General features: G+C 52.0%; 25 protein-coding genes and 2 pseudogenes. 16 read left to right on the plus strand and 11 right to left on the minus strand.

The window, feature by feature from the left end; genetic code table 11:
* Positions 1-100: 100 nt before the first annotated feature.
* Entirely contained in the window at positions 101-1,180 is a 1,080-nt protein-coding gene (serC, locus tag NK662_RS19620; RefSeq protein ID WP_254760656.1) for a 3-phosphoserine/phosphohydroxythreonine transaminase, read from the plus strand.
* Between the two features lie 18 nt (positions 1,181-1,198).
* Entirely contained in the window at positions 1,199-2,377 is a 1,179-nt protein-coding gene (locus tag NK662_RS19625; protein ID WP_254760657.1) for a phosphoglycerate dehydrogenase, read from the plus strand.
* Positions 2,378-2,425: 48 nt separating this feature from the next.
* Here NK662_RS19625 and NK662_RS19630 read toward each other — a convergent pair whose 3' ends face one another.
* Both NK662_RS19630 and NK662_RS23650 read right to left on the minus strand, forming a co-directional pair.
* On the minus strand, positions 2,426-2,806 hold the full coding sequence (locus tag NK662_RS19630; RefSeq protein ID WP_254760658.1) for a YkvA family protein: 381 nt from the start codon (positions 2,804-2,806) through the stop codon (positions 2,426-2,428).
* Positions 2,803-2,937 (minus strand): hypothetical protein, encoded by a 135-nt coding sequence (locus tag NK662_RS23650; RefSeq protein ID WP_279665285.1) that lies wholly within the window; start codon positions 2,935-2,937, stop codon positions 2,803-2,805. Before NK662_RS23650 ends, NK662_RS19630 begins: the two co-directional genes overlap by 4 nt.
* Before the next feature lie 414 nt (positions 2,938-3,351).
* Between NK662_RS23650 and NK662_RS19635 the strand changes: the two genes are divergently transcribed.
* From NK662_RS19635 to NK662_RS19650, 4 genes are all read left to right on the plus strand, one after another.
* Positions 3,352-4,815, plus strand: coding sequence for an amidase family protein (locus NK662_RS19635; RefSeq protein ID WP_254760659.1), 1,464 nt, complete (start codon positions 3,352-3,354; stop codon positions 4,813-4,815).
* A gap of 78 nt (positions 4,816-4,893) precedes the next feature.
* Positions 4,894-5,061, plus strand: coding sequence for a YozQ family protein (locus NK662_RS19640; protein ID WP_254760660.1), 168 nt, complete (start codon positions 4,894-4,896; stop codon positions 5,059-5,061).
* A 62-nt stretch (positions 5,062-5,123) separates the two neighbouring features.
* Positions 5,124-5,378, plus strand: coding sequence for a hypothetical protein (locus NK662_RS19645; protein ID WP_254760661.1), 255 nt, complete (start codon positions 5,124-5,126; stop codon positions 5,376-5,378).
* A 79-nt stretch (positions 5,379-5,457) separates the two neighbouring features.
* Positions 5,458-5,862 carry a cytosolic protein gene (locus NK662_RS19650; RefSeq protein ID WP_254760662.1) on the plus strand — a complete coding sequence of 135 codons (405 nt, stop codon included), beginning with the start codon at positions 5,458-5,460 and terminating at the stop codon, positions 5,860-5,862.
* A 33-nt stretch (positions 5,863-5,895) separates the two neighbouring features.
* Here NK662_RS19650 and NK662_RS19655 read toward each other — a convergent pair whose 3' ends face one another.
* The 3 genes from NK662_RS19655 to dsdA all read right to left on the minus strand — a co-directional run bounded on the left by NK662_RS19655 (position 5,896) and on the right by dsdA (position 8,485).
* A complete protein-coding gene (locus tag NK662_RS19655; RefSeq protein ID WP_254760726.1) occupies positions 5,896-6,138 on the minus strand; it encodes a DNA alkylation repair protein in 243 nt (80 codons plus the stop codon).
* Between the two features lie 83 nt (positions 6,139-6,221).
* A complete protein-coding gene (locus NK662_RS19660) occupies positions 6,222-7,112 on the minus strand; it encodes a DMT family transporter (RefSeq protein ID WP_254760663.1) in 891 nt (296 codons plus the stop codon).
* A gap of 77 nt (positions 7,113-7,189) precedes the next feature.
* Complete coding sequence (dsdA, locus tag NK662_RS19665; protein ID WP_254760664.1) at positions 7,190-8,485, minus strand: D-serine ammonia-lyase; 1,296 nt, start codon at positions 8,483-8,485, stop codon at positions 7,190-7,192.
* 437 nt (positions 8,486-8,922) lie between these two features.
* On the opposite strand from dsdA, the gene NK662_RS19670 reads away from it, so the two are divergent.
* Complete coding sequence (locus NK662_RS19670) at positions 8,923-10,845, plus strand: endonuclease MutS2 (RefSeq protein WP_254760665.1); 1,923 nt, start codon at positions 8,923-8,925, stop codon at positions 10,843-10,845.
* Positions 10,846-10,877: 32 nt separating this feature from the next.
* On the opposite strand, the gene NK662_RS19675 is transcribed toward NK662_RS19670, so the two are convergent.
* Both NK662_RS19675 and NK662_RS19680 read right to left on the minus strand, forming a co-directional pair.
* On the minus strand, positions 10,878-12,068 hold the full coding sequence (locus NK662_RS19675; RefSeq protein ID WP_254760666.1) for an LL-diaminopimelate aminotransferase: 1,191 nt from the start codon (positions 12,066-12,068) through the stop codon (positions 10,878-10,880).
* 146 nt (positions 12,069-12,214) lie between these two features.
* The gene (locus tag NK662_RS19680) at positions 12,215-13,687 is read right to left on the minus strand and encodes an RQC-minor-2 family DNA-binding protein (protein WP_254760667.1); all 1,473 of its coding nucleotides are present in this window, start codon (positions 13,685-13,687) and stop codon (positions 12,215-12,217) included.
* 260 nt (positions 13,688-13,947) lie between these two features.
* Between NK662_RS19680 and NK662_RS19685 the strand changes: the two genes are divergently transcribed.
* Both NK662_RS19685 and NK662_RS19690 read left to right on the plus strand, forming a co-directional pair.
* Positions 13,948-14,595 (plus strand): 3D domain-containing protein, encoded by a 648-nt coding sequence (locus NK662_RS19685; RefSeq protein WP_254760668.1) that lies wholly within the window; start codon positions 13,948-13,950, stop codon positions 14,593-14,595.
* Positions 14,596-14,655: 60 nt separating this feature from the next.
* Positions 14,656-14,775 (plus strand): LPXTG cell wall anchor domain-containing protein, encoded by a 120-nt coding sequence (locus NK662_RS19690; protein ID WP_254760669.1) that lies wholly within the window; start codon positions 14,656-14,658, stop codon positions 14,773-14,775.
* Between the two features lie 30 nt (positions 14,776-14,805).
* Here NK662_RS19690 and NK662_RS19695 read toward each other — a convergent pair whose 3' ends face one another.
* Positions 14,806-15,123, minus strand: coding sequence for a hypothetical protein (locus NK662_RS19695; protein WP_254760670.1), 318 nt, complete (start codon positions 15,121-15,123; stop codon positions 14,806-14,808).
* Between the two features lie 123 nt (positions 15,124-15,246).
* Here NK662_RS19695 and NK662_RS19700 point away from each other — a divergent pair, with 123 nt between their 5' ends.
* The 6 genes from NK662_RS19700 to NK662_RS19730 all read left to right on the plus strand — a co-directional run bounded on the left by NK662_RS19700 (position 15,247) and on the right by NK662_RS19730 (position 21,006).
* Positions 15,247-15,735 carry a hypothetical protein gene (locus NK662_RS19700; RefSeq protein ID WP_254760671.1) on the plus strand — a complete coding sequence of 163 codons (489 nt, stop codon included), beginning with the start codon at positions 15,247-15,249 and terminating at the stop codon, positions 15,733-15,735.
* Between the two features lie 67 nt (positions 15,736-15,802).
* Positions 15,803-16,237: a DUF6526 family protein gene (locus tag NK662_RS19705; RefSeq protein WP_254760672.1), complete on the plus strand. Its 435-nt coding sequence runs from the start codon at positions 15,803-15,805 to the stop codon at positions 16,235-16,237.
* Positions 16,238-16,522: 285 nt separating this feature from the next.
* Positions 16,523-17,110, plus strand: a complete 588-nt coding sequence (locus NK662_RS19715) for a mismatch-specific DNA-glycosylase (RefSeq protein ID WP_254760674.1) — start codon at positions 16,523-16,525, stop codon at positions 17,108-17,110.
* A gap of 54 nt (positions 17,111-17,164) precedes the next feature.
* Complete coding sequence (locus tag NK662_RS19720) at positions 17,165-18,022, plus strand: DegV family protein (protein WP_254760675.1); 858 nt, start codon at positions 17,165-17,167, stop codon at positions 18,020-18,022.
* A gap of 142 nt (positions 18,023-18,164) precedes the next feature.
* A complete protein-coding gene (locus NK662_RS19725) occupies positions 18,165-18,329 on the plus strand; it encodes a hypothetical protein (RefSeq protein WP_254760676.1) in 165 nt (54 codons plus the stop codon).
* A 169-nt stretch (positions 18,330-18,498) separates the two neighbouring features.
* On the plus strand, positions 18,499-21,006 hold the full coding sequence (locus tag NK662_RS19730) for a U32 family peptidase (RefSeq protein ID WP_254760727.1): 2,508 nt from the start codon (positions 18,499-18,501) through the stop codon (positions 21,004-21,006).
* A 169-nt stretch (positions 21,007-21,175) separates the two neighbouring features.
* On the opposite strand, the pseudogene NK662_RS19735 reads toward NK662_RS19730, so the two are convergent.
* Positions 21,176-21,262: pseudogene (locus tag NK662_RS19735) on the minus strand (Tn3 family transposase); the annotation flags it as partial.
* Positions 21,263-21,360: 98 nt separating this feature from the next.
* Between NK662_RS19735 and NK662_RS19740 the strand changes: the two are divergent.
* Positions 21,361-22,176: pseudogene (locus tag NK662_RS19740) on the plus strand (NAD-dependent epimerase/dehydratase family protein); the annotation flags it as partial.
* A 447-nt stretch (positions 22,177-22,623) separates the two neighbouring features.
* On the opposite strand, the gene NK662_RS19745 reads toward NK662_RS19740, so the two are convergent.
* Both NK662_RS19745 and NK662_RS19750 read right to left on the minus strand, forming a co-directional pair.
* Positions 22,624-23,460, minus strand: a complete 837-nt coding sequence (locus tag NK662_RS19745) for an oxidoreductase (protein WP_254760678.1) — start codon at positions 23,458-23,460, stop codon at positions 22,624-22,626.
* 13 nt (positions 23,461-23,473) lie between these two features.
* The gene (locus tag NK662_RS19750; RefSeq protein ID WP_254760679.1) at positions 23,474-24,232 is read right to left on the minus strand and encodes a DUF1836 domain-containing protein; all 759 of its coding nucleotides are present in this window, start codon (positions 24,230-24,232) and stop codon (positions 23,474-23,476) included.
* Between the last annotated feature and the right edge of the window lie 5 nt (positions 24,233-24,237).

Here is a 24,237-nt window from a genome sequence, read left to right on the forward strand (position 1 = left end):
ATTCCATGGCTTGTTGGCGCAAAGGAGGAGAATAGATTGACCGCTTCTCTTAAAACAGGTTATAATTCAGAATATTTAAAAGAAGACGGGAGAGAGAGAAATGGAACGAGTGTATAACTTTTCTGCAGGTCCGTCGGCATTGCCGCTTCCTGTGCTGGAACGGGCACAGCGCGAGCTGCTGAACTACCGGGGCACCGGCATGTCTGTCATGGAAATGAGCCACCGGTCGGGGGCGTTTCAAGAAATTGCGACGGAAGCTGAGAGCCTTTTACGTGAATTAATGAACATTCCGTCCGGCTATCAGGTGCTGTTTCTGCAGGGCGGGGCGTCGCTGCAATTTGCGATGGTGCCGCTGAACCTGTTCCGCAACAAGAAGGCGGACTATGTGCATACAGGCTCCTGGTCCAAGCGCGCTATTGCGGAAGCCAGGAAATATGGCGAAGTGACAGTGGCAGCCTCCAGTGAAACGCAAAAGTTCACCTCCATCCCGGCTTTACGGCGGGATATGTTCAGCCCGGATGCTGATTATATTCACATCACCACAAACAACACGATTGAGGGGACAAAATTCCCGGCCATTCCGGATACAGGCAGCATCCCGCTCGTGGCTGATATGTCCTCCAATATTTTGTCAGAGCAGTATGATGTGTCGCAATTCGGCCTGATTTATGCCGGGGCGCAAAAGAATATTGGCCCGGCCGGTTTGACGGTGGTCATCATCCGTGACGATTTGATCGGCCATGCGGAAGCATCCTGCCCGACGATGCTGAACTATGAGACACATACAGCCAACGGCTCTATGTACAATACGCCGCCGACATACGGCATTTATATGGCGAAGCTCGTGTTTGAGTGGCTGCGCGATTTGGGCGGTGTGCCGGCTATTGAGCAAATCAACCGGGAAAAGGCGCAACTGCTGTACAACACGCTTGATGAATCGGACTTTTTCCAATCTCCGGTGGCACCTGCGGACCGTTCCCTGATGAATATCCCGTTTACGGCACCGACTCCTGAGCTGGAAGCGCAGTTTATCCGCGAAGCGAAGGCAGCGGGATTGGAAACCTTGAAGGGCCACCGCTCTGTCGGCGGCATGCGGGCCAGCATCTATAATGCGATGCCATTGGAGGGTGTCCAAAAGCTGGTTGCATTTATGCAAGAGTTCGAAAGAAGAAACCGATAAGTGATAGGAGCGGAGACCATGTTTCGTATACAAACGCTAAATAACATTGCTGCCAGCGGCCTGATGGTATTTCCTGAAGAACGCTATGAAATTGGCACAACCCAGGAGAACCCCGATGGGATTCTGGTCCGCAGTGCTTCCATGCACAGCATGGAGCTGCCTGAAAATGTAAAGGCAATTGCCCGTGCCGGCGCCGGAGTCAACAATATTCCGGTGGCGGACATGACAGAAAGAGGCGTTGTGGTATTCAATACACCGGGCGCCAATGCCAACGCCGTAAAGGAAATGGTGCTCGCAAGCATGCTGCTGTCTGCCCGCAACCTGGTTGACGGCATTCAGTGGGCCAAATCTCTGCAAGGGCAGGGAGATGCCGTGCCGCAGCTTGTCGAGGCAGGAAAAAAAGAGTTTGCCGGAACAGAAATCAAGGGCAAGAAGCTCGGTATTATCGGTTTGGGCGCCATCGGGGCCCTGGTGGCGAATGATGCACTGGCATTGGATATGGATGTCATGGGGTATGACCCTTATGTATCCGTGGAAACAGCATGGCGCCTCTCCCGCCAAGTGCAGCGCGCCATGAATTTGGAGCAGATTTATGCTGAATGTGACTATATCACCATTCACGTGCCGCTGTTGGAGCAAACAAGAGAAATGCTCAATGCCGCTGCCTTCCGTTCCATGAAGCGCGGCGTCCGCATTCTGAATTTCTCCCGCGGCGAACTTGTCAACGAAACAGACTTGCGGGCGGCGCTCGAAGAAGGGATTGTAGGAGCATACGTCACAGATTTCCCGAACGAGAACGTGCTCGGCATGAAGAATGTCATTCCGATTCCCCACCTTGGCGCTTCCAGCCAGGAATCCGAGGAGAACTGCGCAAAAATGGCGGCGCGCCAGCTGCGTGAGTATCTGGAGACGGGAAATATCCGCAACTCCGTCAACTATCCAAATGTAGAAATTCCGTACATCGGCAAGAAGCGCTTGACTATTGCGCACAAAAACGTACCGAACATGGTCGGACAGATGACAGGATGTCTGGCGGATTATGGCATCAACATCGCCGACATGATCAATCGAAGCAAAGGTCCATGGGCCTACACCATTATTGATATTGACAACGGCATTGCAGAGGAAACAAAGCAAGCCATTGTGGATAAGATCCGCAGCATTGAAGGTGTCGTAAACGCCCGTTTGATTCAATAACAAGGAAAGAGAGACTTTGGCGAAGTCTCTCTTTTCACGTTTGTCCGGTTATAAGCGTTTCGCCAGCCACAGCCCGGCCATAAAAAGCCCGGTGGCCCACACAGCCAGAATGACGGCGGCCCCAGCCCAGCTGTTTGGCTTTCGGGCAGGCGGCTGCCGCTCTGCCTGCTGCCGGCAGTCCGAAAGCACAGCCGGAGGGATCATCTTTAATGCCAGGTACACACCAAACGGGACAAGAATGATATCATCGAGGTACCCAAGCACTGGGATGAAATCGGGAATCAGGTCAATGGGGCTGCATGCATAGGCTACCACACAAAGGGTGAACACCTTTGCATGCAGCGGCACGCGAGGGTCACGGTAAGCCAAGTATAAGATATACAGCTGGCTTTTCAGCGCTTTGGCCCAGCGTCGGAGCTGATTCATCATGCGTTTTCTTTCCTGCGGCAGACGGATAATCCGTATGCCAATGTCTCATTCGGCGTGTCAATGCGGAAGCCGGAGAGATAATCCAGCTTGATGCGGTTCTCTAAATGTGTTCGCGCATAGGAATCTGCCAATAGACAAACCCCATTTTCTTCATATATTACATCATCCGGAAGCCGTTCAGCCTGAACGAGCTGCGTATCAATGACGGCGCTTCAGCCGCCGCCCGGCGTAATGGCGATGCGGAGCACAATCCCTTGCGGTGCAAGAGACTTGAGCTGCCGCTCCGCTCTTTCTGTGACTGTAACGTTCACTCGGGTTCCTCCTTAGGCATATTTGCTCACAAGCTTTATTTTACATGATGGAGCGGCGGGTGTTCAAATCCGGGCTCTGGCTTCTGCTGAAAACAGAACGGAACTGCTGGGCCTCTCCCAGACTGGCTGCCCTGTCAGAAAAATCTGTATGTTGTGGCCTTCTTTCTTTACGAATGGTGCAAACATTTGTACTATTGGTAGTGTGGCACTATTTGTTGAGGGGGAACTACCAATATGCATAATCCAAAATTGCAAGCTCTGGCAGAAGAGTGGCTTGTGGAAACGACCATTGCCGATTTACAGGAGGCATTGGAGGCTGGAAAGGTTACATCACGTGACCTTGTTCTGATGTACATGAGCCGCATCAGCACCTATGATAAGGGAGAGAACGGCATCAACTCCGTGCTCGAATTGAACCCGGATGCCCTTCATATCGCCGAAGCACTGGACGCTGAGCGCAAACAAAGAGGGGTGCGGGGGCCGCTTCATGGCATCCCGCTTTTATTAAAGGATAATATCGATACAGGAGACCGTATGCATACAAGCGCAGGTTCTCTGGCGCTGGCGGAGCATGTGGCGGCAGCGGATTCCTTCGTGGCGGAGCAGCTGCGCGAGGCAGGCGCGGTTTTGCTTGGCAAGGTGAATATGACAGAGTGGGCCAATTTCATGACGGAGAATATGCCAAACGGCTACAGCTCCCGCGGCGGCCAGGTGAAAAATCCGTACGGTCCGTTTGATGTCGGCGGATCGAGCAGCGGCTCCGGCGCTTCCATTGCGGCGAATCTCGCGGCAGCGGCAATCGGCACGGAAACATCAGGCTCCATTCTGAGCCCGGCAAGCTCAAACTCGATTGTCGGCATCAAACCGACAGTCGGCCTGGTCAGCCGGAGCGGCATTATTCCAATCGCACACAGCCAGGACACTGCAGGCCCGATGGCCCGCACCGTCAGCGATGCCGCGGTGGTGCTTTCCGCCTTGACGAAGCAGGATGGGAAGGATCCGGCTACCTTGAAAAATCCAGAGCCTGGTCTGGACTATACCACATTCTTAAAGCAGGATGGGCTGCAAGGAAAGCGAATCGGCATCAGCCGCCATACCTTCCAGTACTTGAATGAAGAACAGCTTGCCTTAATGGAGGCGGCCATCCGGGTTCTGGACGAGCAAGGCGCGACAGTCATCGAGGATGTTGTCATTCCGTCCGAGACTGAGGAAAGCAACTACGAGGTGCTCATCTATGAATTCAAAGCGGCACTGAATGCGTATCTGCGGACAGTCGGGCCGCGGATTCCTGTCCATTCTTTGCGGGATGTTCTGGTGTTTAATGAGCAAAACCGCAAGGATGCGCTGAAGCATGGACAAACACTGCTTGCCCAATCCGAGCTGACGAGCGGCACGCTGACAGAGCCGTCCTATATGGAAAACAGGGAGCGTGATCTGTATCTGTCCCAAGAGAACGGTATTGACGCGGCGTTGGCAGCTCATCAGCTGGATCTTCTCGTCTCGCCGCACTATTATGGCAGTGCACTGCCGGCGAAAGCTGGATATCCGTCTGTGACAGTGCCTGCGGGCTATACGTCAGAAGGCGAGCCGCTTGGCATCACCTTTACAGCGGGCGCATTTACGGAATCGGTGCTGATTGAAGCCGCATATGCCTTTGAACAGGCAACCAGGCACCGTAAACCGCCTGTGCTGGGTTGAATTTTTCCTTTTTCTTCCTCTGATAATTTTCTTGAAACAATAGAAACTAGGGGGGACAAGAAAAGGAGGCGTGCAAGGATGACAAAGAAACGGCAGGATCCGCATATGGCCGAGTATTGCTTCAATCCGCTCGAGAGCCGCGGCGAATCTTTTGTGGAGCAGGCGTTCATGGAAACGTACAATCAGGTGGGCGACAGCTATATGGGCGGCACCATTGATGCCGCGCGAAGAGAACAGCGTGATTGACAGGACAGAAGGAGGGGAGCCTCCTTCTGTTTTTGCATGCTGATGGGAAGGAGGAGATGCAAATGGAACAAGATTTGTTCGTGGAATGGCTGCGAGGCGATTTGCAAAGGCAGGGCTTTCGGGGAGACGAACTGGAAGGGAAGGTGAAGGAGCAGCTGTCCTTTCTGCCGAAGGACTTGAAAAACCTTGCCATCGATGCCAAAACGAGGAAATCATCGCGGGATGCACTGGAGCTCTACATTCAGTCGCTAAGTGACGACAATCCGCAGGTGCGAGCAAAGCGTGCGCTGCTGGAGGGGTTTTTGGGGAAGGGGTGAAGAACGCTCTCTTCCGTGTTCCGACTTGTGCCTTCTGTTTTTGTCCATACTAATGGGGACAAATTTGGAGGTGAGGCAGATGAAATCCTTTACAGTGACGTTCCATGAAGGTGACGCGCTGCAGGGTATTACCGTGCAAAAGCTGAATGAAGAAGACTATAATCGGACTACGGCCGGCGGGACGCGCCATCTCTTTGAACTCGATACCAGCATGGGCTTTTTTGTGTTTTTTGATGCTGAGGATGAGGAAGGGAACGAGTCCTACATGGCCTTGCATTATGAAGAAGAAAATGAAGACCCGACTGCCTGTTACGGCTTTGATTTAAAAACATTTTACGAGTTCACGGCCCTGTACTTAAACGATTTGGAGTTTGCCGATGAGGTGGAGGATGACGAGCAGGATGATGAAGAGTATGGCCCGGTTCATCATCTGGCGCACCTGCTGTTTCATATCGTGGAGGACGGCAAGGATCTCGAAGCATAAGCAAAAAGGCTCCGTATCGGGAGCCTTTTTGCGTTACATACGGTGCTTGGCAAACTGTACGAACATATCCGCATCCTCAACAAGTCCGCAGACTGCGCATTGCACTTTATAAGCCGGGCCGCGGTAGGGCATATGGAAGGGACTCAGGTTTTCGGTTGCATATTCCTCTTCAATTTGTCCGGTTTGCGGATGCAGTTTGACCGAACGGGGCTGCTGCTCAATGAGATTAAAGCGTGTCCGGTTTGTTTTACAGCCGGGGCAAAGCATTGGTTCCATCAAACAATCCCTCCTTGTTATAAGTGGAAGATATTCTCAGTATGCCCGAATGTCAAAAAACTGCGCACAAGTGGTACGCAGCTTCACGAAATTTGCGCCGGCAGCTTTGCTTCCAGCGGCTTTCTTCTTGTTTTCCATTGCGAGACGAGCACGCCGCCGATAATGAGGGCGGCACCGGCTGTTTGCGGCAAGGTCACCTTTGTGCCCAGCAAGGCGAAGCCCACCAGCATCGTGACAAACGGCTGCAGATTCAAAAACATGGCGGCGTTGCCGGCCCCCACCACCTGCAGCTGGCGGTTCCAAATTAAACCGCAAATGCCCTGCATGACAATCGCGCTGCCGACAAGCAGCAGCCAAGCCCACATGTGATGGCTTAAGTGGATCGGGCCCTGAAGCAGCGACACGGGCGCCAGCATGATGGTGCCGACCGTTGTGGCATACACTGTGGTAATAAAGGAATCCAGCTTTTCCGTCAGCTTGCGCATGAAAATCATGGACGAAGAGAAGGTAAGCATGGCCAGGAACATGAAGCCAACTCCGCCGGAGAGAGCGACAGTCCCTTTGCCGACGACAAAAAACACACCGATTAATGCGACGATAGAGCCGGCCAGCATTTTCAAGGTAAAGGTCTCCTTCAAAAACACAGCTGCGAGCAAGCCGGTCACCAGCGGCGACAGGGAAAGAATGAGAGCCGCCGTGGTTGCATCCGTTGTCCGGAGCCCGCTAAAGAAGGCCGTCTGATTCATCAGCGTACCGACCATGCCAAGCGCCAGCAGCAGCATGCCCTCTCTGGCTCTTATTCTCGTAAACTTCTTGGCAAACCATGCATACGCGAGCAAAAAGAGCGAGGTGCAGATCAGCCGGACCGCTGCCAGCGGGATAGGAGAAAATTCTTGAATCAACATGGAACCAAATACAAAATTGCTGCCCCATAGAGTGACACATGCAACTAACAAAGCATATGAGCGAAGCACAGACATTCCTTCTTTACTGGAAACTTAATCTTATTTATCATAGCGCAGCGGACGGGGAAAAGTCTAGAAGCGAAATTTCACCACAGGCGTTGATAATATGTCTGCATCACATCATCCGGCACCATGCTCCCTCCGGTTGCCCACACAAGATGAGTGGCCTGCTCCAACGGCAGACGGGAGGTGTACGCTTGCCCTGATGCTGTGCGTAGCAGCTGCACCGGACCGTACATGCCGGCCAGGGCGGACGGCTCCAGAAAAAGCCCTTCCCGCTCCGCGAGCATACGGAGCAGCCTGAACAGCTGGGTGTCCTCAACTGTATAGATACCGCTTAAGGACGATTCCATTTCCCTGCCGACAAAACGGGAGGGACGACCGACGGCCAGTCCGTCGGCAGCAGTCTCATTCCGCAAGCCGAAATCGCGTACAGATACTTCGTCATGCAGCCCCGTCATCATCCCAATCAGCATGCAGGGAGATTGCACCGGCTCTGCAAAAAAGCAATGGGCATGAGACCCGTATACCGTTTTCAGGCCGAATGTCACCCCGCCAGGGCCGCCTCCGACACCGCATGGCAAATAGACGAACAACGGGTGCTCGGCATCGACCGGAATGCCGGCCCCGGCCAATTGCTTTTGCAGCCGGTAAGCCGCCACTGCATATCCAAGGAACAAATCCTTCGAATTTTCGTCATCGACAAAATGGCAGTGAGGGTCCGCCGCTGCTTCCAGTCGCCCGGTTTCCACGGCCTTGCTGTAATCATCCGCGTACTCCTTTACTGTGACGCCTTTTTGCCGGAGTAAATTCTTTTTCCAGGAAGCGGCATCAGCCGACATATGTACGGTGACCCCAAACCCTAGCTGCGCGCCCATGATGCCGATGCTGAGGCCAAGATTGCCGGTTGAGCCGACTGCAATCCGGTACCGGGAAAAGAAGGCCGTCGCCTCCGGTTCGGCGAGTTTGGCGTAGGAATCGCCCTGCTTCAGCAGTCCGTGCTGCAAAGCCAGCTGCTCTGCGTATTTCAGCACCTCATAAATTCCGCCCCGCGCTTTAATAGACCCGGAGATGGGCAGATGGCTGTCCAGCTTCAGCAACAGCCTGCCGGGGATGGTGGCGTACGGCTCACTTAGTGCCTGCTGCATAGCCGGGATTTCGCGGATGGGGGACTCAATCAGCCCATTTGTGCCGGGGAATACACGGGCAATATAGGGGGCAAAGCGCTCGAGGCGCCCGGCCGCGTCCTGTATGTCACTTTCGTCCAATGCAAAATGGGGCTCCCCGTAACGCGGGTTCTCCCAAAACACCTCGCGGGCCTGGCTGACCTCCTGCAGCATCGGCTGTTTCTTCAGCCATTCCTCTTTTGTTCGTTCCTCCATGGATCTCTCTCCTTTTTTTCTTCTAGCATAGCGTATTTCCCTGTCGGGGCAAAGGCAAATTTTCCTATCCTTCCAAATTCTGTTTGACAAAAATCCTGCTCGTTGCGTATAGTAAAGGTAACCCGATGTAGAGGAGAATGTAGATGTTAGGTGTTGTTCTTGACTAACCGTAATTTCATACGGATGTATCACTTCAAGCGCCTCTTGAAAATGTAGGTTTCAAGAAGGTTTATTTCACTATGCCTGAAGGATGCGTTGTTAAGAACAAACGATCATAGCATATAGAGCATTCTTGTCTATAGGGGCTGTGCATAGTGCACGCTTTTTTTTTGTATATGGACAAATGCGCAGCAATCTGTCTGCGTATTGCTTATAGCCGCCATGAACGATGTGTTCATGGCGGCTTTTTGTATGTGAAAATAAGGGAGGAAGAAGCATTGCATCAGCAAACACTTCATGTGCTGGAATTGGAACGAATCAAGGAAGATGTCGCCCACTATGCGGTGACGGAGGAAGGAAAGCAAGCGGTACGGCAGCTGCAGCCGTCCGTGCATGTCAAGCAAATTCGTGCCTGGCTGGAGGAAGTGACAGAAGCCAAACGAATTCTTGCCATCAGCAGCAGTGTCCCCATTCATGGGCTGGCCGGCATGCAGGGGCTGCTCGGTCTCTTGAACAAAGGCATGGCGCTGCGGGCTGGCCAACTGGCGGGCTTACATGACTTTTTGGATTGCTGCCGCCGGCTGAAGCGGTTTATGAAGGAGAAGGAATATGCGGCGTCCCGTGTGTCTGCCTATGTATACGCCTTGGAAGATCTGCCGGAGCTTGCTGCTGAAATTTTCCGCTGCATCCGTAACGGAGCAGTGGATGACTACGCCAGCAGGGAGCTTGAGAAAATCCGCAAGCAGGTGCGCATTCAGGAGGAACGGCTGAAGGAGAAGCTGAACCAAATACTGAAATCAAGCAAGTATAAGCCGTATTTGCAGGAGGGAATCGTCAGCCAGCGCGATGGGCGCTATGTGATCCCGGTCAAAAAGGATTATAAAGGCAAGATTAAAGGAGCGGTGCTGGATGTTTCCGCATCCGGCTCCACGGTGTATGTGGAGCCGGAGGAAATCGCCCGCGCCCAGGAGCAGCTGGTTTTGCTGCAGGTGGAGGAAGAAATAGAGGTGCAGCGTATCCTCGGCTATCTGACCGGGCTTGTAGAAGCACATGAGGATCAGCTTCGTCTGGCGGTGGAAACGATGGTGCACTATGATGCTTTGTTTGCCAAAGCGAAGCACAGCCTGGCAATTGGCGGCTGCAGTGTAGAGGTGAACGAATCCCATCATATCTTGCTCAAGGAGGCGCGGCATCCGCTGCTCGGGAGCAAAGCCGTTCCGCTCCATCTCGAGCTGGGGCACGGCCGTCATGCGCTTGTCATCACCGGACCGAACACCGGCGGAAAAACAGTTGCAATCAAAACAGTCGGGCTTCTGACGCTGATGATGCAATCCGGCCTGCATGTGCCAGCGGCTCCGGACAGCCATCTCAGTATATTCCAGCACGTGCTGCTTGACATCGGCGACGGACAGAGCATGGATCAGAATTTGAGTACCTTCAGCTCACGAATCACCAATATCGTCGAAATTTTAAAAACAACCAATGACCGCAGTCTTGTGCTGCTCGATGAACTGGGCTCCGGCACCGATCCGAAGGAAGGAATGGGCTTGGCGACGGCCATTTTGACAGAGCTGTATGACAAAGGCGCCACGCTGCTGGCAACCACGCATTACAGCGAAATTAAAGACTTTGCGGAGGCGCATGAAGGCTTTATTAACGGCTCTATGGAATTTGATGTGGCTACGCTGCAGCCGACGCACCGGCTCATCATTGGAAGCGGCGGAGAAAGCCAGGCATTTGCGATTGCGCTGCGGCTCGGCATGCATCCAAAAATTATTGAGCGCGCCCACAGTATCACATACCGGGAGGAAAAATCATATCCGTTTGCAGGAGATGCGGCAGAACGCCGCGAACTGGAGAAGCAGTTGGCCGTCAACCGGTATGCCAAGCGTGAAAAACAAGCGGTGCGGGCAGAGAAGCCGGCGGCGCTCTTTTCGCAAGGGGATAATGTCCAAATCATCCAGACAGGGGAGTTTGGCATTGTGTATACCGGCCCGGATGAGCGGGGCGATTATGTGGTACAGGTCAAAGGGGAAAAACGCACGTATAACCATAAGCGCATGAAGCTGTATATCGCAGCAGCGGATCTGTATCCAGCAGATTATGATTTTGACGTGATCTTTGAGACAAAGGAGAACCGCAAGAAGGACCGGGCGATGGAGCGCCGGCATGTGGAAGGGCTGACGATTGAACGGGAATAACAAACAGGAGGGTGCGCGAAGGCACCCTCCTGTTACAGGCATTCTTGTGTTTCTGTGGCGAAAATGCCGCTGTTTTTCAGGTTCTCCAGCACACGGGAGATGCCGGTCTCGTCCTGCACAAGCGCCATGCGTACATAGCCTTCTCCAGCCGGGCCAAACGCAACACCTGGTGTGACTACGACATGGGCACGGTCCATGAGCGCGTAGGCGAACGCGGTGGAGGTCCAGCCCTGCGGCACCTCGGCCCAGACGAACATGCTGCCGGCCGGCTTGTCGACCTGCCAGCCAAGAGCGGCCAGTCCATCAACAAACAAATCGCGTCTGCTTTGGTAGGTGCGTCTGCTTTCCTCGCTGAACTGGGCACCCTCCCGGAGAGCCAGCGCCGCTGCCTTTTGAATGGGCAGGAAAACACCGTAATCCAAATTAGATTTCATTTGTCCTACGGCCTTCACGATTGCCGGATTGCCGACCAAATAACCGATGCGGCATCCTGCCAGGTTGAAGCTTTTGGAGAGGGAGTTCATTTCGGCACCCACTTCTTTTGCGCCGGGCACTGACAGGAAGCTCAGCGGCTTGTTGCCGTCATAATACAGCTCAGAGTAAGCAAAATCGTGCAGCACGATGATATGATGCTTTTTGGCAAAAGCGACCACCTCGGCAAAAAAGGCTTCCGTTGCCATGGCCGGCACCGGGTTGCCCGGGAAGCTGAGAATCATGAGCTTCGCCTTGTCGGCAATATCTGCCGGAATGGCGTCCAAGTCCGGCAGGAAGCCGTTTTCCTTCCGGAGCGGCATGAAATAAGGCTCCGCGCCAGCCATGGCAATCCCCGTCGCATAAGCCGTATAGCCCGGATCCGGCACCAGGATGAGATCACCCGGATCCGCGAATGCCATGGGGAGATGGACCAGTCCGTCCTGTGATCCCATCAGCATAAGAATTTCATGCTTTGTATCCAATGCCACGCCCTGCTGCTGTTCATAGTAAAAGGCGACAGCCTCATGGAACTCCGCCGTTCCCGATAAGGTATAGCCGTAGCTCCGCTCTTCAGATGCAGACTGTGCTAAAGCGGCCATGACAAATGGAGGCGGCGGCAGATCCGGGCTTCCAATGCTTAAATCGATCATATGATGTCCGGAAGTGATTTTTTGTTGCTTGTAGGCCGCCAACTCGCTGAAAATGGATGGCTGAAAGGCCTCCATGCGCTTTGAAAGCTGAATTTGCATGTCATTACAACCTCCATACGTTCTTTCTACTATTCAATATGTTTCTTATTTTCAGTCTTTCATAGTGTATCATACTGCCATTGTGAATGAAAAATGAAATTTGTGTTCGTTATGTATGTAACAGCAGCAAAGAAGACAGCATGCTTTCACACGCTGTCTTGCAGTTGTCCGAGATACTGTATTCCTTTCTCTGTCAGTTCTACACGGCCGCCCCGCTTGATGGCAAGGTTTTGCTGCCCCAGCTCCTTCACCAAATCAAGCTGTTGTTTTTCATTCCAGTCCTGCAGGCAGCCGAAAGCCTGCTGGTCTGTATATCCATGCAGCCGGTTCATCCGGGAAGCCCTTCCTTGCAGGACAGACAGCAGAGAAGTCAGAGCAGGGGAGGCCGCTGCAAGAAAAGCAAGAATGGCAGCCGCTGTGCGAGAATCACAGGATAAAGGAATCTGCATGGGCTGTGATGCCAAGCGCCGGAGAGCGTCCCTTGTCTGCGGAAGCTTCTCCCATTCTGCTTCAAAGGAGACCGCAAAGCTGTCCCAGCGTGTCAGCAGCGTAATATCAGGCAAATGGACCTGTGACAGCTGTACGAGCTGGTTTCCGTTGTCCAAAGAGGGGACAACAGCTTGCTCCAACTGTTCAACCATGTGCAGCAAAGGCAGTGGCATTTCCCTGCCCCTCTCGCAGGCCTCTCTTCCCAAAGCACGCAGCTCTTGGACGGCAGCCGTATGCTCCTGCAAGTACTGCTGCCGGCTCCGGATATGCCCCAACCTTTTTTTCAGCCAATCGTTTTCCTGCAGCAGCTCCCGAAACAGGGCAATGACAGAGCGCACCCGCTTTTCGGCAAGCGGCACATTAATCTCTTGTACAAAGGTGAGATACTCCTGAAACGGCTGGTACAGCAGGGTAATTTGCGGCTTTGAAAATTGTAATTTCACGTAAGGGTACTGGAATTCTATTTTCATATCTTCCAGCTGCAGCTGCTGCAGGTCCAGCGGCACGTCATGAAACGGACGCATCATGACGTCCCGGCGCTCCCGCCAAAAGGCCACACGCTCCTGCGGCTTCATGGCAAAGAGGAAGGATGCCTTTTGCAGAGAGGACAAGGCAACCAGCTCGCTCTCATGTGCCCGATACAGCTGGATTAATGGGTGCCGGCTGTGGAGCTCCCGGATATGACTTAGAAACTTCTCTGGTGAGCGCTTGGAAATATGGGCGCATAGTACGTAATCTTGAATTACGGTTTGGACATGCAGCAGCAGCTCCTGCTTAGAAAGATGGAGCAGCTCCTTCGTGTAAAATTGTTCTTGCTTTTGCGGAACCCCGCGTTGGAGGCTGAAGGATTTCCACAAAAAAGCATCGGGTTTCCAAAGAAAGGACGCCAGCTCTTCTTCCCTGGTTACCGGCACAGGAAGGCGGCCGCCGGTAAAAGCGGAGTAAGCGGCCAATTCAGCCTCCGGCATCTGCAGCAGCACCTCTCCGACTGCACTGTCCAGCCGCGCCAGCATTCCCCGCATCTGCTTATGGCCAAAGGAGCGAACGGATTTGTTTTTTCGGCCCAAAGGAAGAAGCAGAATAGATTGATATTTATCATCAGTTAAAGCGAGACCATAAGGCAAAGCCATATCACATTCTCCTATTCTACAAAGGTTATACATATATTATACGTTTTGTGGATGGGAACGTACAGCATAAGCCCTCCATGTAAAAGGGACAGCAGGAAGGTGCGCTGCATTTTTGGTGAATGGAGTGGTTTTATATTACAGAATTGTATCTTCATTTACAGTTGGACAACGGTTCCGTTACTTTTCTTGATGGCAATCATTACAGTCACTATCCTTGTATACATTGGCATTACAAAAACCAAAACAGGATGGTGACTGTGATGAATATAAAAAAATGGTTGATTGCAAGTACAATTACTGCATTGCTTGCTGTATGTGGCATGTGGGCCATGGCAGCAGACATAAAGCATAGATACGAAGACAAGCAGACGGCGCATACAAAGCTGCTGCAGGAGAAGAAGAAGCTGTACGCGCAGACACAGCTGCTGAAGGAGCAAAGGGAGAGTCTTGAGGCGGCGCTGGAGCAGCGCAAGCAGCTTGTGCAGCAGAAGGAGCAGGAGCTCGAGCAGACAAAGCAAAGTCTGGAAGCTGCCAACCAAAAGCTTGTTACAAGCGGGATTGTGGCTCCTGATGAGGCAGGGCTGGCAACCGCAGCAAAAACTATTCAAATGAAAGCAACCGCGTATTCAGCTGATCCGGCTGAAAATGGCGGGACCTATAATGGCAAGGTGGTAACGAGAACAGGATTCAGCTTGACGGACAATCCACATGCGAAGGTCATCGCTGTTGACCCCTCTATCATTCCATTGGGCAGTACGGTATGGGTGGAAGGGTACGGCTACGCCAAGGCTTTGGATACGGGCAGTGCCATCAAAGGAAACCGGATTGATGTATTTATTTCGGATAAAGGCAGAATGATGGACTGGGGCGTGAAAAGCATCCGGGTGAAGGTCATGAGCGAGGCCTAAAGACAGCTGGGCATCGCTTGCATGATTAGTTGACTGGATGAATGTTTGGGTGTTTAGTATATGTACATTTTTGGCCATGGTGCCGATTACGGCACTGTATGTATCGGCATGACGCTGGCGGGCGCGGCCATCTTGTTGTCCGCCTTGCTGATTTGGCGCAGGCGGAGGCAGAAGACATAAAAAAAGAAGGCACTCGCCTTCTTTTTTTAGTTACACCTCAATAACTTCGTATTCGCCGTCCTCAAACATCAGGATTTGCCTGCGCTGTCCTTTATGAGACAAGTCGATGACATCATAGCGGCCCAGGGGACGCAGCTTCTGCTGGGACAGATTGACCATCGCTTCTACAGAATCCAGCAGCACATCCTCGTCTGCAAAGGCGTTTGGCACATTCATTTCATCTGTTTCAAACACGAGAGTGTACTGTGCCCCGAGCAACTCGTCTGTCGGGTTCTGTCCTTCTTCCTCAATAATGCGGTGCACCTCTTGCAGTGCTTCTTCTTTTGGCTGGTAAACGCGTACGTGCATGTATGTATTCCTCCTCAATTAGCCTCTCTTCACTTTAGCGAATCTGCCGCCGGGATGCAAGCTTCAGTATACATCCCCTTACAGCGGCATACATTGAGGCAGAGGCTATGGGAGGGATGCAACATGAAGAGGTTTCTCCGGAAGCTGAAGGAGCAGGCCGCCGCCCTGCACCAGGGACAGTTGCTGGCGAAGGCACGCAGCAGGCTCGGCAAAGCCGGAATTTCCATTCCCATCACTGCTGATATGCTTCTCTGGGCCTTCCGCCGCCAGCGGGAGAGCGGGATTCATCATGTCGATATAGCCATCGGAGAAGAGACGGTGACCGTAAGCGGGCTGACAACGAAGCTTGGGCTGCAGGTGTATTTTGAGGTGGAAATCCGGCCGGTCCGGGCGGAGCAGCGATTGCTGTATTTTCAAATCCAGCAGATGAAGCCGCTGAATTACAGCTGGCTGAAGAAGAAGCTGTTTACGAAGCAGCCGGAGGTGTCCTATGAGGACGGATTGGTCATTGTGGATTTGAATGCTTGGGAGCAGGTGGAGCGTGTGCCGATCGGAACCATTCAGGAATTTCGGATTCAAAACGGGAAGCTGTGGGTGAAGATTGGCCTGTAGGCAAATGAGTGGGCAGTCTGCTTGCATGCCGGTATAATAAGGCGGTTACGGAAAGAGAGGGAAAATAATGAAGGAACAAAACTACAGCAACCACGTGCGTGTGCACCCGCCATACCATTTTGTCGGCTCGCTGCTGGTGTTGGGAACAACGATTGCGGCAATGGTAAATCTAATCTTGGCCATTCTGCACGGGGAAAATATTGTGCTGGCGGTATGTATGCTTACTGGCATGCTCGGCTTATTTGTCACCTTTGCGCTCGTCCGTCTGTACGCCATGAAGGTGCAGGACCGTGTTGTCCGCGCGGAGGAAAATTTCCGGCATTACATGTTGACAGGCAAGCAGCTGGATGCGCGTTTGACAATGGAGCAAATCATAGCCCTGCGCTTTGCGGGTGACGAGGAATTTCCCGCCCTGTGTGAGCGTGCGGCGGCTGAGGGCTTGAAGCCGGACGAAGTGAAGCGTGCCGTACAGAAATGGCGTGCGGATTTCCTGCGTGTATAACAACCGGAATCGTTGTAGGTTTTTATCGGAAAAGCCGCTCTTTCGTCGGAAGCAGCGGCTTTTCTGTTGGTAAAGCTGTCACATTTTGCGCTTGCCTGGGAAATAGGAAATATGGCAGACAAGCCGAAATATATATACAGAAGGGAGTGAGCCGATGAGGGAACTGGTTGGGACGTGCCATGCGTGCGGAACGGAGGTGTATTGTACAGGAGGATTTCTGAATGGGATTGTCCAGGATGGCAACACTTTTTGTATACGATGTGCGGAGCATGAGGGGGACAAGGCGTGGAAGAATTTGAGCAACGGGGACTGCCGACCTATATCCGGCGCGGATTGAAGGTATTATTTTGCGGGATCAATCCTGGGCGCATTTCCGCCATAAAGGGCTATCATTATGCAAATCCGGCTAATTTATTTTGGCGCGGTTTATATGAAGGGGGCTTGACGCCGCGGCAGCTGCTTCCCGAGGAGACGGCAGAACTTCTCGAATACGGCTATGGCATCACAGATCTGGTGGCCCGGCCGACACGTTCATCCGGCGACTTAACCGCCAAAGACTTTGAAGCGGGCAGAGAACAGTTTGTCGGGCTGGTGCAGACCTATCAGCCGCGATTTGTCTGCTTTAACGGCGTAACGGCCTTTCGTTACGCGACAGGTTTGCTAAAAGGGAGCGTTCCATTGGGATTGCAGGAAAAGCGGTATTTTGAAACGGAGGCATGGGAAGGGGCCGAGGTGTTTCTCATTCCATCCACAAGCGGGGCCAATGCCGGGTTTTCCAGGGAGGAGCGGCTGGAGAAGTTTGCAGAGCTGGGGGAATTGCTGCGGGAGCGGGGCTGGCTGGAGCATTCACAAACAGCGGGGTTGACGCTATAATGGAAAAGCGCTTATTGAAGAAGCATACACAAATATAGTAAGGGCGGGATACGTATGACGGTTGCCATCATAACAGATAGTGCCGCGGATTTGGCAAAAGATATGACACATACATACGGAATTGAAGTCATTCCGTTGCGGGTATACGAAGAGGAAACAGAATACACGGACGGTGGCACCCTGCAGCCGGAGCAGCTGCTGCAGCGCATGCGGGAGGGAGCGGTGTATAAGACGTCGCTGCCAGCTTATGAAGCGACATATGCTGCATTTGCCTCGTGTGCGGAAAAAGGGGCGCCGTGCGTCTATTTGGCATTCTCTTCTGAGCTTTCGGGGACCTATCAGTCTTCCCTGTTGGTCAAGGAGGATGTACTGGAGCAGTATCCGGACTTTGAATTGCATATCGTGGATACAAAGTGCGCTTCCCTGGGACAGGGGCTTGTTGTGCTGGAAGCGGCCAAGCTGGCGGCAAACGGTGCCTCTGCCGGGGAAATTGCGGAACGGGCAGCTGTGACAGCAAGACAAATGGAGCACATTTTCACAGTGGCGGATTTGCAGTACCTTGTAAGGGGCGGACGTATCAGCAAGGTGGCCGGCTTTGTCGGCGGGCTGCTGAACATTAAGCCTGTTCTGCACGTGGAGGACGGCAAGCTTGTTCCGCTTGAAAAGCTGCGCGGCAGAAAGAAGGTGCTGCAGCGCATCTTGGAGCTGGTGGAGGAGCGGGGCACAAACATTGCTGCGCAAACAATAGGCATCAGCCACGGGGATGACTTGGAGAGCGCGGAGGAGCTTCGGCATATGCTTGCGGAACGGTTTGGCTGCCAAACGTTTGTCATCCATACGATTGGTGCCGCGGTCGGCGCCCATGCCGGACCTGGCACATTGGCGTTGTTCTTTTTAAACGAACGCAAATAATGTCAGCGGAGCCGGCCGGCTCCGCTTTTGCTGTACTGCACCAGTTTTCAGCGGCTGCAGCATCCTTTTCATCTTTTTTGCTGATCCGGTATATCTTCTAGCACTCTCTCATATGTTTGATAGAAAAAGAGGGGGAATGGAAATGAATCGGACGGAAATGCTGAAGGAAATAGAACGGCTTTTGGAGCAATGCCGCCGGGACTTGCGGGAAGCGGAGCGGGAGGTGCGGGACATGCTGCGGGAAGAGGTGAACGTACTGACGAAGCGGATTCAAGCAGAGAATGCCAGGGATTTCATTCAAATATAGCTGGGGATGCCGGCGAAGAGCCGGTTTTTTCTTTTTTACGCTTTATGATTTCACTTACCGTAATAAAAGAACCGTTAGTTTATGCAATTCCTGCAATTGCTATGCAAAGGCATTTGTAAACGAAGTGGTTATGAAGTAATATTAAGTGCATGAGTTTATTTTGGAAGGATTGAGAGAGTTGAAGGGCAAACATACAGTGGAATTATTGGCGCCTGTCGGCAACTGGGAGTGCTTGCGCGCTGCGGTGGCTAACGGGGCGGACTCCGTGTTCTTTGGAGTGGAAAAATTTAATGCCCGCGTCAGAGCAAAAAACTTCACGATGCAAGAGTTGCCGGAAGTGATGAAATATTTGCACAAGTATAACGTGAAGGGCTATGTCACGTTTAATATTTTAGTGTTTGAAGATGAAATGGAAGATGCGCGTTCCCTGGTGGAAGCATGCATGGATGCAGGCGTGGATGCCCTGATCGTGCAGGATATGGGACTTGTGCAGCTGATCCGCGAGATTTCCCCGGACTTCCCGATTCATGGCTCTACACAGATGACCGTCACGTCTCCGGAAGCGGTGGCATTCTTGGACCCATATGACCTGGAGGTTGTAGTGCTGGGGCGTGAGAACAACTTGAAGCAGATCCAAACCATTGCTGATAAAACAGACACTCCGCTTGAGGTATTCGTGCACGGCGCGCTTTGCGTGTCCTATTCGGGCCAGTGTCTGACGTCGGAAGTATTCGGCGGAAGATCGGCAAACCGAGGGGAATGTGCGCAAGCCTGCCGTCTGCCGTATGACCTGATGGTCGACGGTGAAAGAAAGGAAATGGGCAATATCGCATATGTGTTATCGCCAAAGGACCTGGCGGCCATCGAACTCGTGCCGGAGCTGATTGAAGCGGGTGTTTCCACCTTTAAGATTGAAGGCCGTTTGAAGTCTCCTGAGTATGTGGCGAACGTGGTGAGCAAGTATCGCAAAGCCATTGATGAGTATTTGGCTGGGAGAGAATACACCCCGTCGAAGGAAGAGATACGCGAATTGCAGCAAAGCTTCAGCCGTGGCTTCACCTACGGTTTTTTGCGGGGAACAAACAATAAAGAACTGCTTGACGGCACCTTCCCGAAAAGCCGGGGCGTATATCTCGGTACTGTGAAACAGGTGATGAAGGATGCGGTCGTGTGCGAACTGGAAGCACCGCTCAAGCGCGGCGACGGAATTGTGTTTGATGCGGGACGCCCGGAGACAAAGGAAGAGGGCGGACGCGTATATGACCTGCGCAAGCGCGGACAAAAGGTGGAAGGCGAAGTGCAGCAGGGCATCGTTGAAATCGTGCCGGGCCGCCATGATGTGAATCTGACAAAGGTGCACGTCGGCGATAAGATTTGGAAAACAAGCGACCAGGAGCTGGCAAGCCGCCTGCGCAAAACCTTTGAAGCTGAGCAAGCCTACAAGCTGTTCCCGGTGACGATCCAGGCATATGGCAAGGCAGGCAAGCCGCTTGTATCCGTATGGCGCGATGAAGCAACAGGCAACATGGTGACAATCGAGTCGGAAGAGCTGCTGCAGGAAGCGCAGAAGCGCCCGTTGACTGCAGAATATCTGTTTGAGCAGTGGGGCCGTTTGGGCGGCACGGTATTTGAACTGGCCAATGTGCAGACTGACTTTGCCGGCGATGTCATTGTACCTGTCAAGGAATTGAACCGGATGCGCCGGGACGCGGCAGAACAGCTGCTCGCACTGCGTCAGGCGCCGCGGCAATATACGAAGCATGCACCAAAAGCAGGTGTCCGAAAGCAGCATGCAAAGACAGATGAACCAAATCTCATTGCGCTTTGCCGCACGCTGGAGCAGATTGAAGCAGCCGGAAAAACAGACGTGGATTATATCTATGCTGATTTTGAATTTACAACAGATTATCCAAAGGCCGTGAAGCTCGCACATGAGCTCGGCAAGCGCATTGCGCTGGCAACGCCACGCATTCACATGCCGGGTGAGAACGGTATCCTGAATGGGATTGTACGTGCCAACCCGGATGCTATTTTGGTAAGAAGTTTAGGGGCCGTGCAGTACTATACAGCACAGCAGTTGGACATTCCGCTGATTGGAGACTTCTCCTTGAACATTGCCAATCACAAGGCGGTGGATTTGTTCCTGCAGCGCGGGCTGGACCGGGTGACGCCGTCCTACGATTTGAACATTCAACAGATGATGGATATGCTGGGAATGGCGGACACAGAGAATATGGAACTTGTCATCCACCAGCACCTGCCGATGTTCCATACAGAACACTGCGTCTATTGCACGTTCCTCAGCGAAGGCACTGATTTTACAAACTGCGGCCGCCCTTGCGAAGAGCACCGCATTTCCCTGCAGGACCGGATCGGCATGTCACACCCTGTGCGCGTGGACGTTGGCTGCCGCAATACCGTATACAATGCGATTGACCAGTCCGGCGCGGAATACCTGCCGCATTTCCTGAACCATGGCGTCCGCCATTATCGTGTGGAGTTCCTTGAGGAAAGCGGTGCGAAGGTGCAGGAGGTATTAAAGCTGTATCGCGAGGCGCTGGAAGGCAAGCGGACAGGCACGAGCGTATGGCGCGCCCTGAAGGCGACGAACCAGCTCGGCGTGACACGCGGGCAGCTGACGAAGGAAAATCATTTGGAAAAGAAATTTGTCAAATAAATTGCTGAAAGCCACATCCCTTAGGGTGTGGCTTTTCCGTATTGCTTCAGACGAATTTATGTTTCACGTACCGTAACGAAAAAATCGTGTATTATGTGGGCTGGCTGTATTTTTTATGAATGGTTATTTATCTGAACGAAGCGGTCTGAATGCGCCACGTTCCACATAGGAATACATGGTCAGTAAAGCCTGCCGTATCAGTGTAATGCTCCTTAATTTGCAACTCAGACTCATGATACAATAAGCCGTCTAACACATTTTAGGGTATATTTTATTCTGACAAATCATTCAGTTCGTTGTGTCAAAAACAGGCAGTTTAGCTGAACAATCGTCATTATTTTCTTTTAACAATCGGCCATGAAAGATTGTAATTACGTATTAAGCGTGGCATCGCCTGTCTTTTTTGAAATACCAAAAAATGAAAATGAAGCGATGCTCCCCGCAGTGGAGGGAATCATTCGTGTGCTAAAAGCTGCCCGAAATGCAAATGTGAAACGTGTTGTCATGACTTCCAATTTCGGTGCGGTTGGATTTAGCAAAAAAGATTCGAATCATGTAACAACGGAGGCAGATTGGACAGACCCAAATGAAAAAGGGTTATCGGTTTATGAAAAATCAAAACTATTGGCGGAACGCGCCGCTTGGGATTTCATTCAGAGAGAAGGCGGCAATCTGGAATTTACAACCATCAACCCTGTTGCTATTTTGGGATCTTCTTTAAGTGCTCACATCTCAGGGAGTTTTGGGATTTTACAACATTTATTAGACGGCACTATGAAAGCTGTTCCCAATGTTTCTTTAAATATTGTTGATGTTCGGGACGTGGCTGATCTACACATTCGTGCAATGACAAATCCTAATGCAAATGGACAACGCTTCATAGCATCGGCAGATGGTCAAATATCAATGCCTGAAATAGCAGCATTGCTAAAAAATAAACAACCTGACATAGCGAAAAAAGTATCTACAAAAACTTTGCCTAGTTGGGTCATTTATTTAGCAGCCTTATTTAATAAACAAGCAAAAGAGGCATCTCTATTGTTAAGGATGAACCGCAATGTGAGTAATACAAAAGCAAAAAAAGTTTTGGGTGGGGAACCAATTGCAAATAACGAAGAAGCTATTCTTGATTCGTTAAATAGCATGATTAAATTTGGGATTATAAAATGAGAAGATCCGGGGAGATGAACTCAGAGAGGCGAAACTCCACGGCGTGGCTTACCAAGGTTTTGCTTATTTTGTTCTGTATGGGGTTCCGCCACATAGCTATCAACTTAACAGAAATACAATGCTCCAAAACGATAAAATCGAGTAAATTGTCCTAAATCTTCGTTTTGGGGTGGTTCCAAATTGTTAACTTGATGGGCATGCGTCAGGACCTCGAAAAGAGAAAACAAAAACCGAAAAATTAAAGATTTAACAATAAACAAGCCGTTTCCTTATGGAAATGGCTTGTTTTATAAAAGGCTTGTGAATAGACTCACTTCAACTAAATAGTGCGTTAGTTGAAGTTGAAGAATACACCAACATTATGACGACCAGAATTCCTGGTACAATGGTCATTTTTTGTTAACGTACGATTTTTTCCGTTTCGTGATGTGGCCCCTATTATTTCCTCTACTTCAGACGACTCAGCACAAGCCGCTCCCACCAGGACCAAGGGAGCAGCGCTTTCGCGAACAGGAACAATTGCAGTCCGCTTCCAATCGGGTTGCGTAAGGATGTGCGCTTTGCTGTTGCCAAATCGGCAATCTTCAGTGCGACCTCGAGCGGGTTGCCGAAGGAAGAGCGGCCGCGGTCAAGATGGGCCTCGATCTTGTTCATAGATTCATAGTAGGGAGAAGCAGGCTGCAGGGAAGCGGCAGCCACCTGTTTGCCGGATGTCCAAATGTTCGTTTGGTAGGATCCAGGCTCCACAAGAGCAACCTGAACACCAAACGGCTTGACCTCCAGCCGCAGGCACTCGCTCCAGCCCTCCAATGCATGCTTGGAGGCAACATAAGGGGAAAGACCGGGAAAGCCGGTTAATCCGCTGATGCTGCTGACATTCACAATGGTGCCGCTCCGCTGCCGCCGCATGAAGGGGAGAACAGCTTGCGTCATTGCAATCACACCAAATACATTCGTCTCAAATTGCTGGCGGTATTCGGCGAGCATAACTTCTTCTGCAAATCCGCCAACGGCGTAGCCGGCGTTATTCACCAGCACATCCACCCGGCCCAACTCCGGCAGAATAGAGGAAAAGCGGGCAACAGATTCTTCTTCGGTAACATCCAGCTGTTCTACCTGAAGCAGCAGCTGCACACCGGCGGCAGCTGCCGCCGCCATCAAATGATCCTGCTTGGCAGGCGCGCGCATGGCGGCGACTACATGAAAGCCGCGCTTTGCAAGCTCTACGGCAGTCAGCAGGCCAAATCCGCTGTTGGCACCCGTGACAATGGCGACTTTTGTCATATATGCCTCCTTATTACACATGCAGATTTTGCAGGAACAAGGTTGCAGAAACGTAGCGGCGCGCCAGCATCTGGAAGTAGGAGGTATGGACGGAAAGCGCGGCAATGATGATCGCGTTGCGGATGGCTTCCCGTTGGTCGTCGTTGGCTTCCGTGAAGGTTGCCGCAAGCTCTGCCGCTTTTGCTTTTACAACCGTTTCAATGGACTGGACTGTATCTGCCTGTGTAATATAAGCCGGGCCGTTTTGATTTACTTCCTCAAACAGGAAGGAATAACAAGCGTACAGCCGGACCGGGCTGATCAAATCATCGTGGGTTGTCGATGGGTCATTGACGATCAGCTGCAGCAGCTTGCGGATGGATTCAAAATCCAGCGCTGTTTTCAAATCCTCCACCATAAATAAGAGAGCGGTTTGCTCAATGGAGTATTTCTTGCCGCGCTGCGGGGAGCCGATGATATCTTTAATATCGCGTTTGACCCAATTTTGCACGGCTGTGACGGAAAATGCGGTGTTCTCAACCTGGTTGCCGAGCGCCACAATCTCATTTAAAGAGAAGCCCATATCTGTATGCGTGGATTTCATAATCTTTTCAAAAATCGGCGGAAGAGCAGTTGCCGTTAAAGCGGCTGCTGTTTCTCCGCTCGCAACATCCGCATGATGCTGCTTCATCCATGCTCCCTGTAAAACGGCCAACGGCTTTTTATCGCTCCAGCCCTTCAGTGAGAGCAGCAGGTCTGCCATCTCTTTTCGAGTTAATTGAAAGGTTTGCATGCCTT

Origin of the sequence: Ectobacillus ponti, assembly GCF_024294785.1 — a bacterium.
In the GTDB taxonomy this organism is placed as follows: Bacteria; Bacillota; Bacilli; order Bacillales; family Bacillaceae_G; genus Ectobacillus; species Ectobacillus ponti.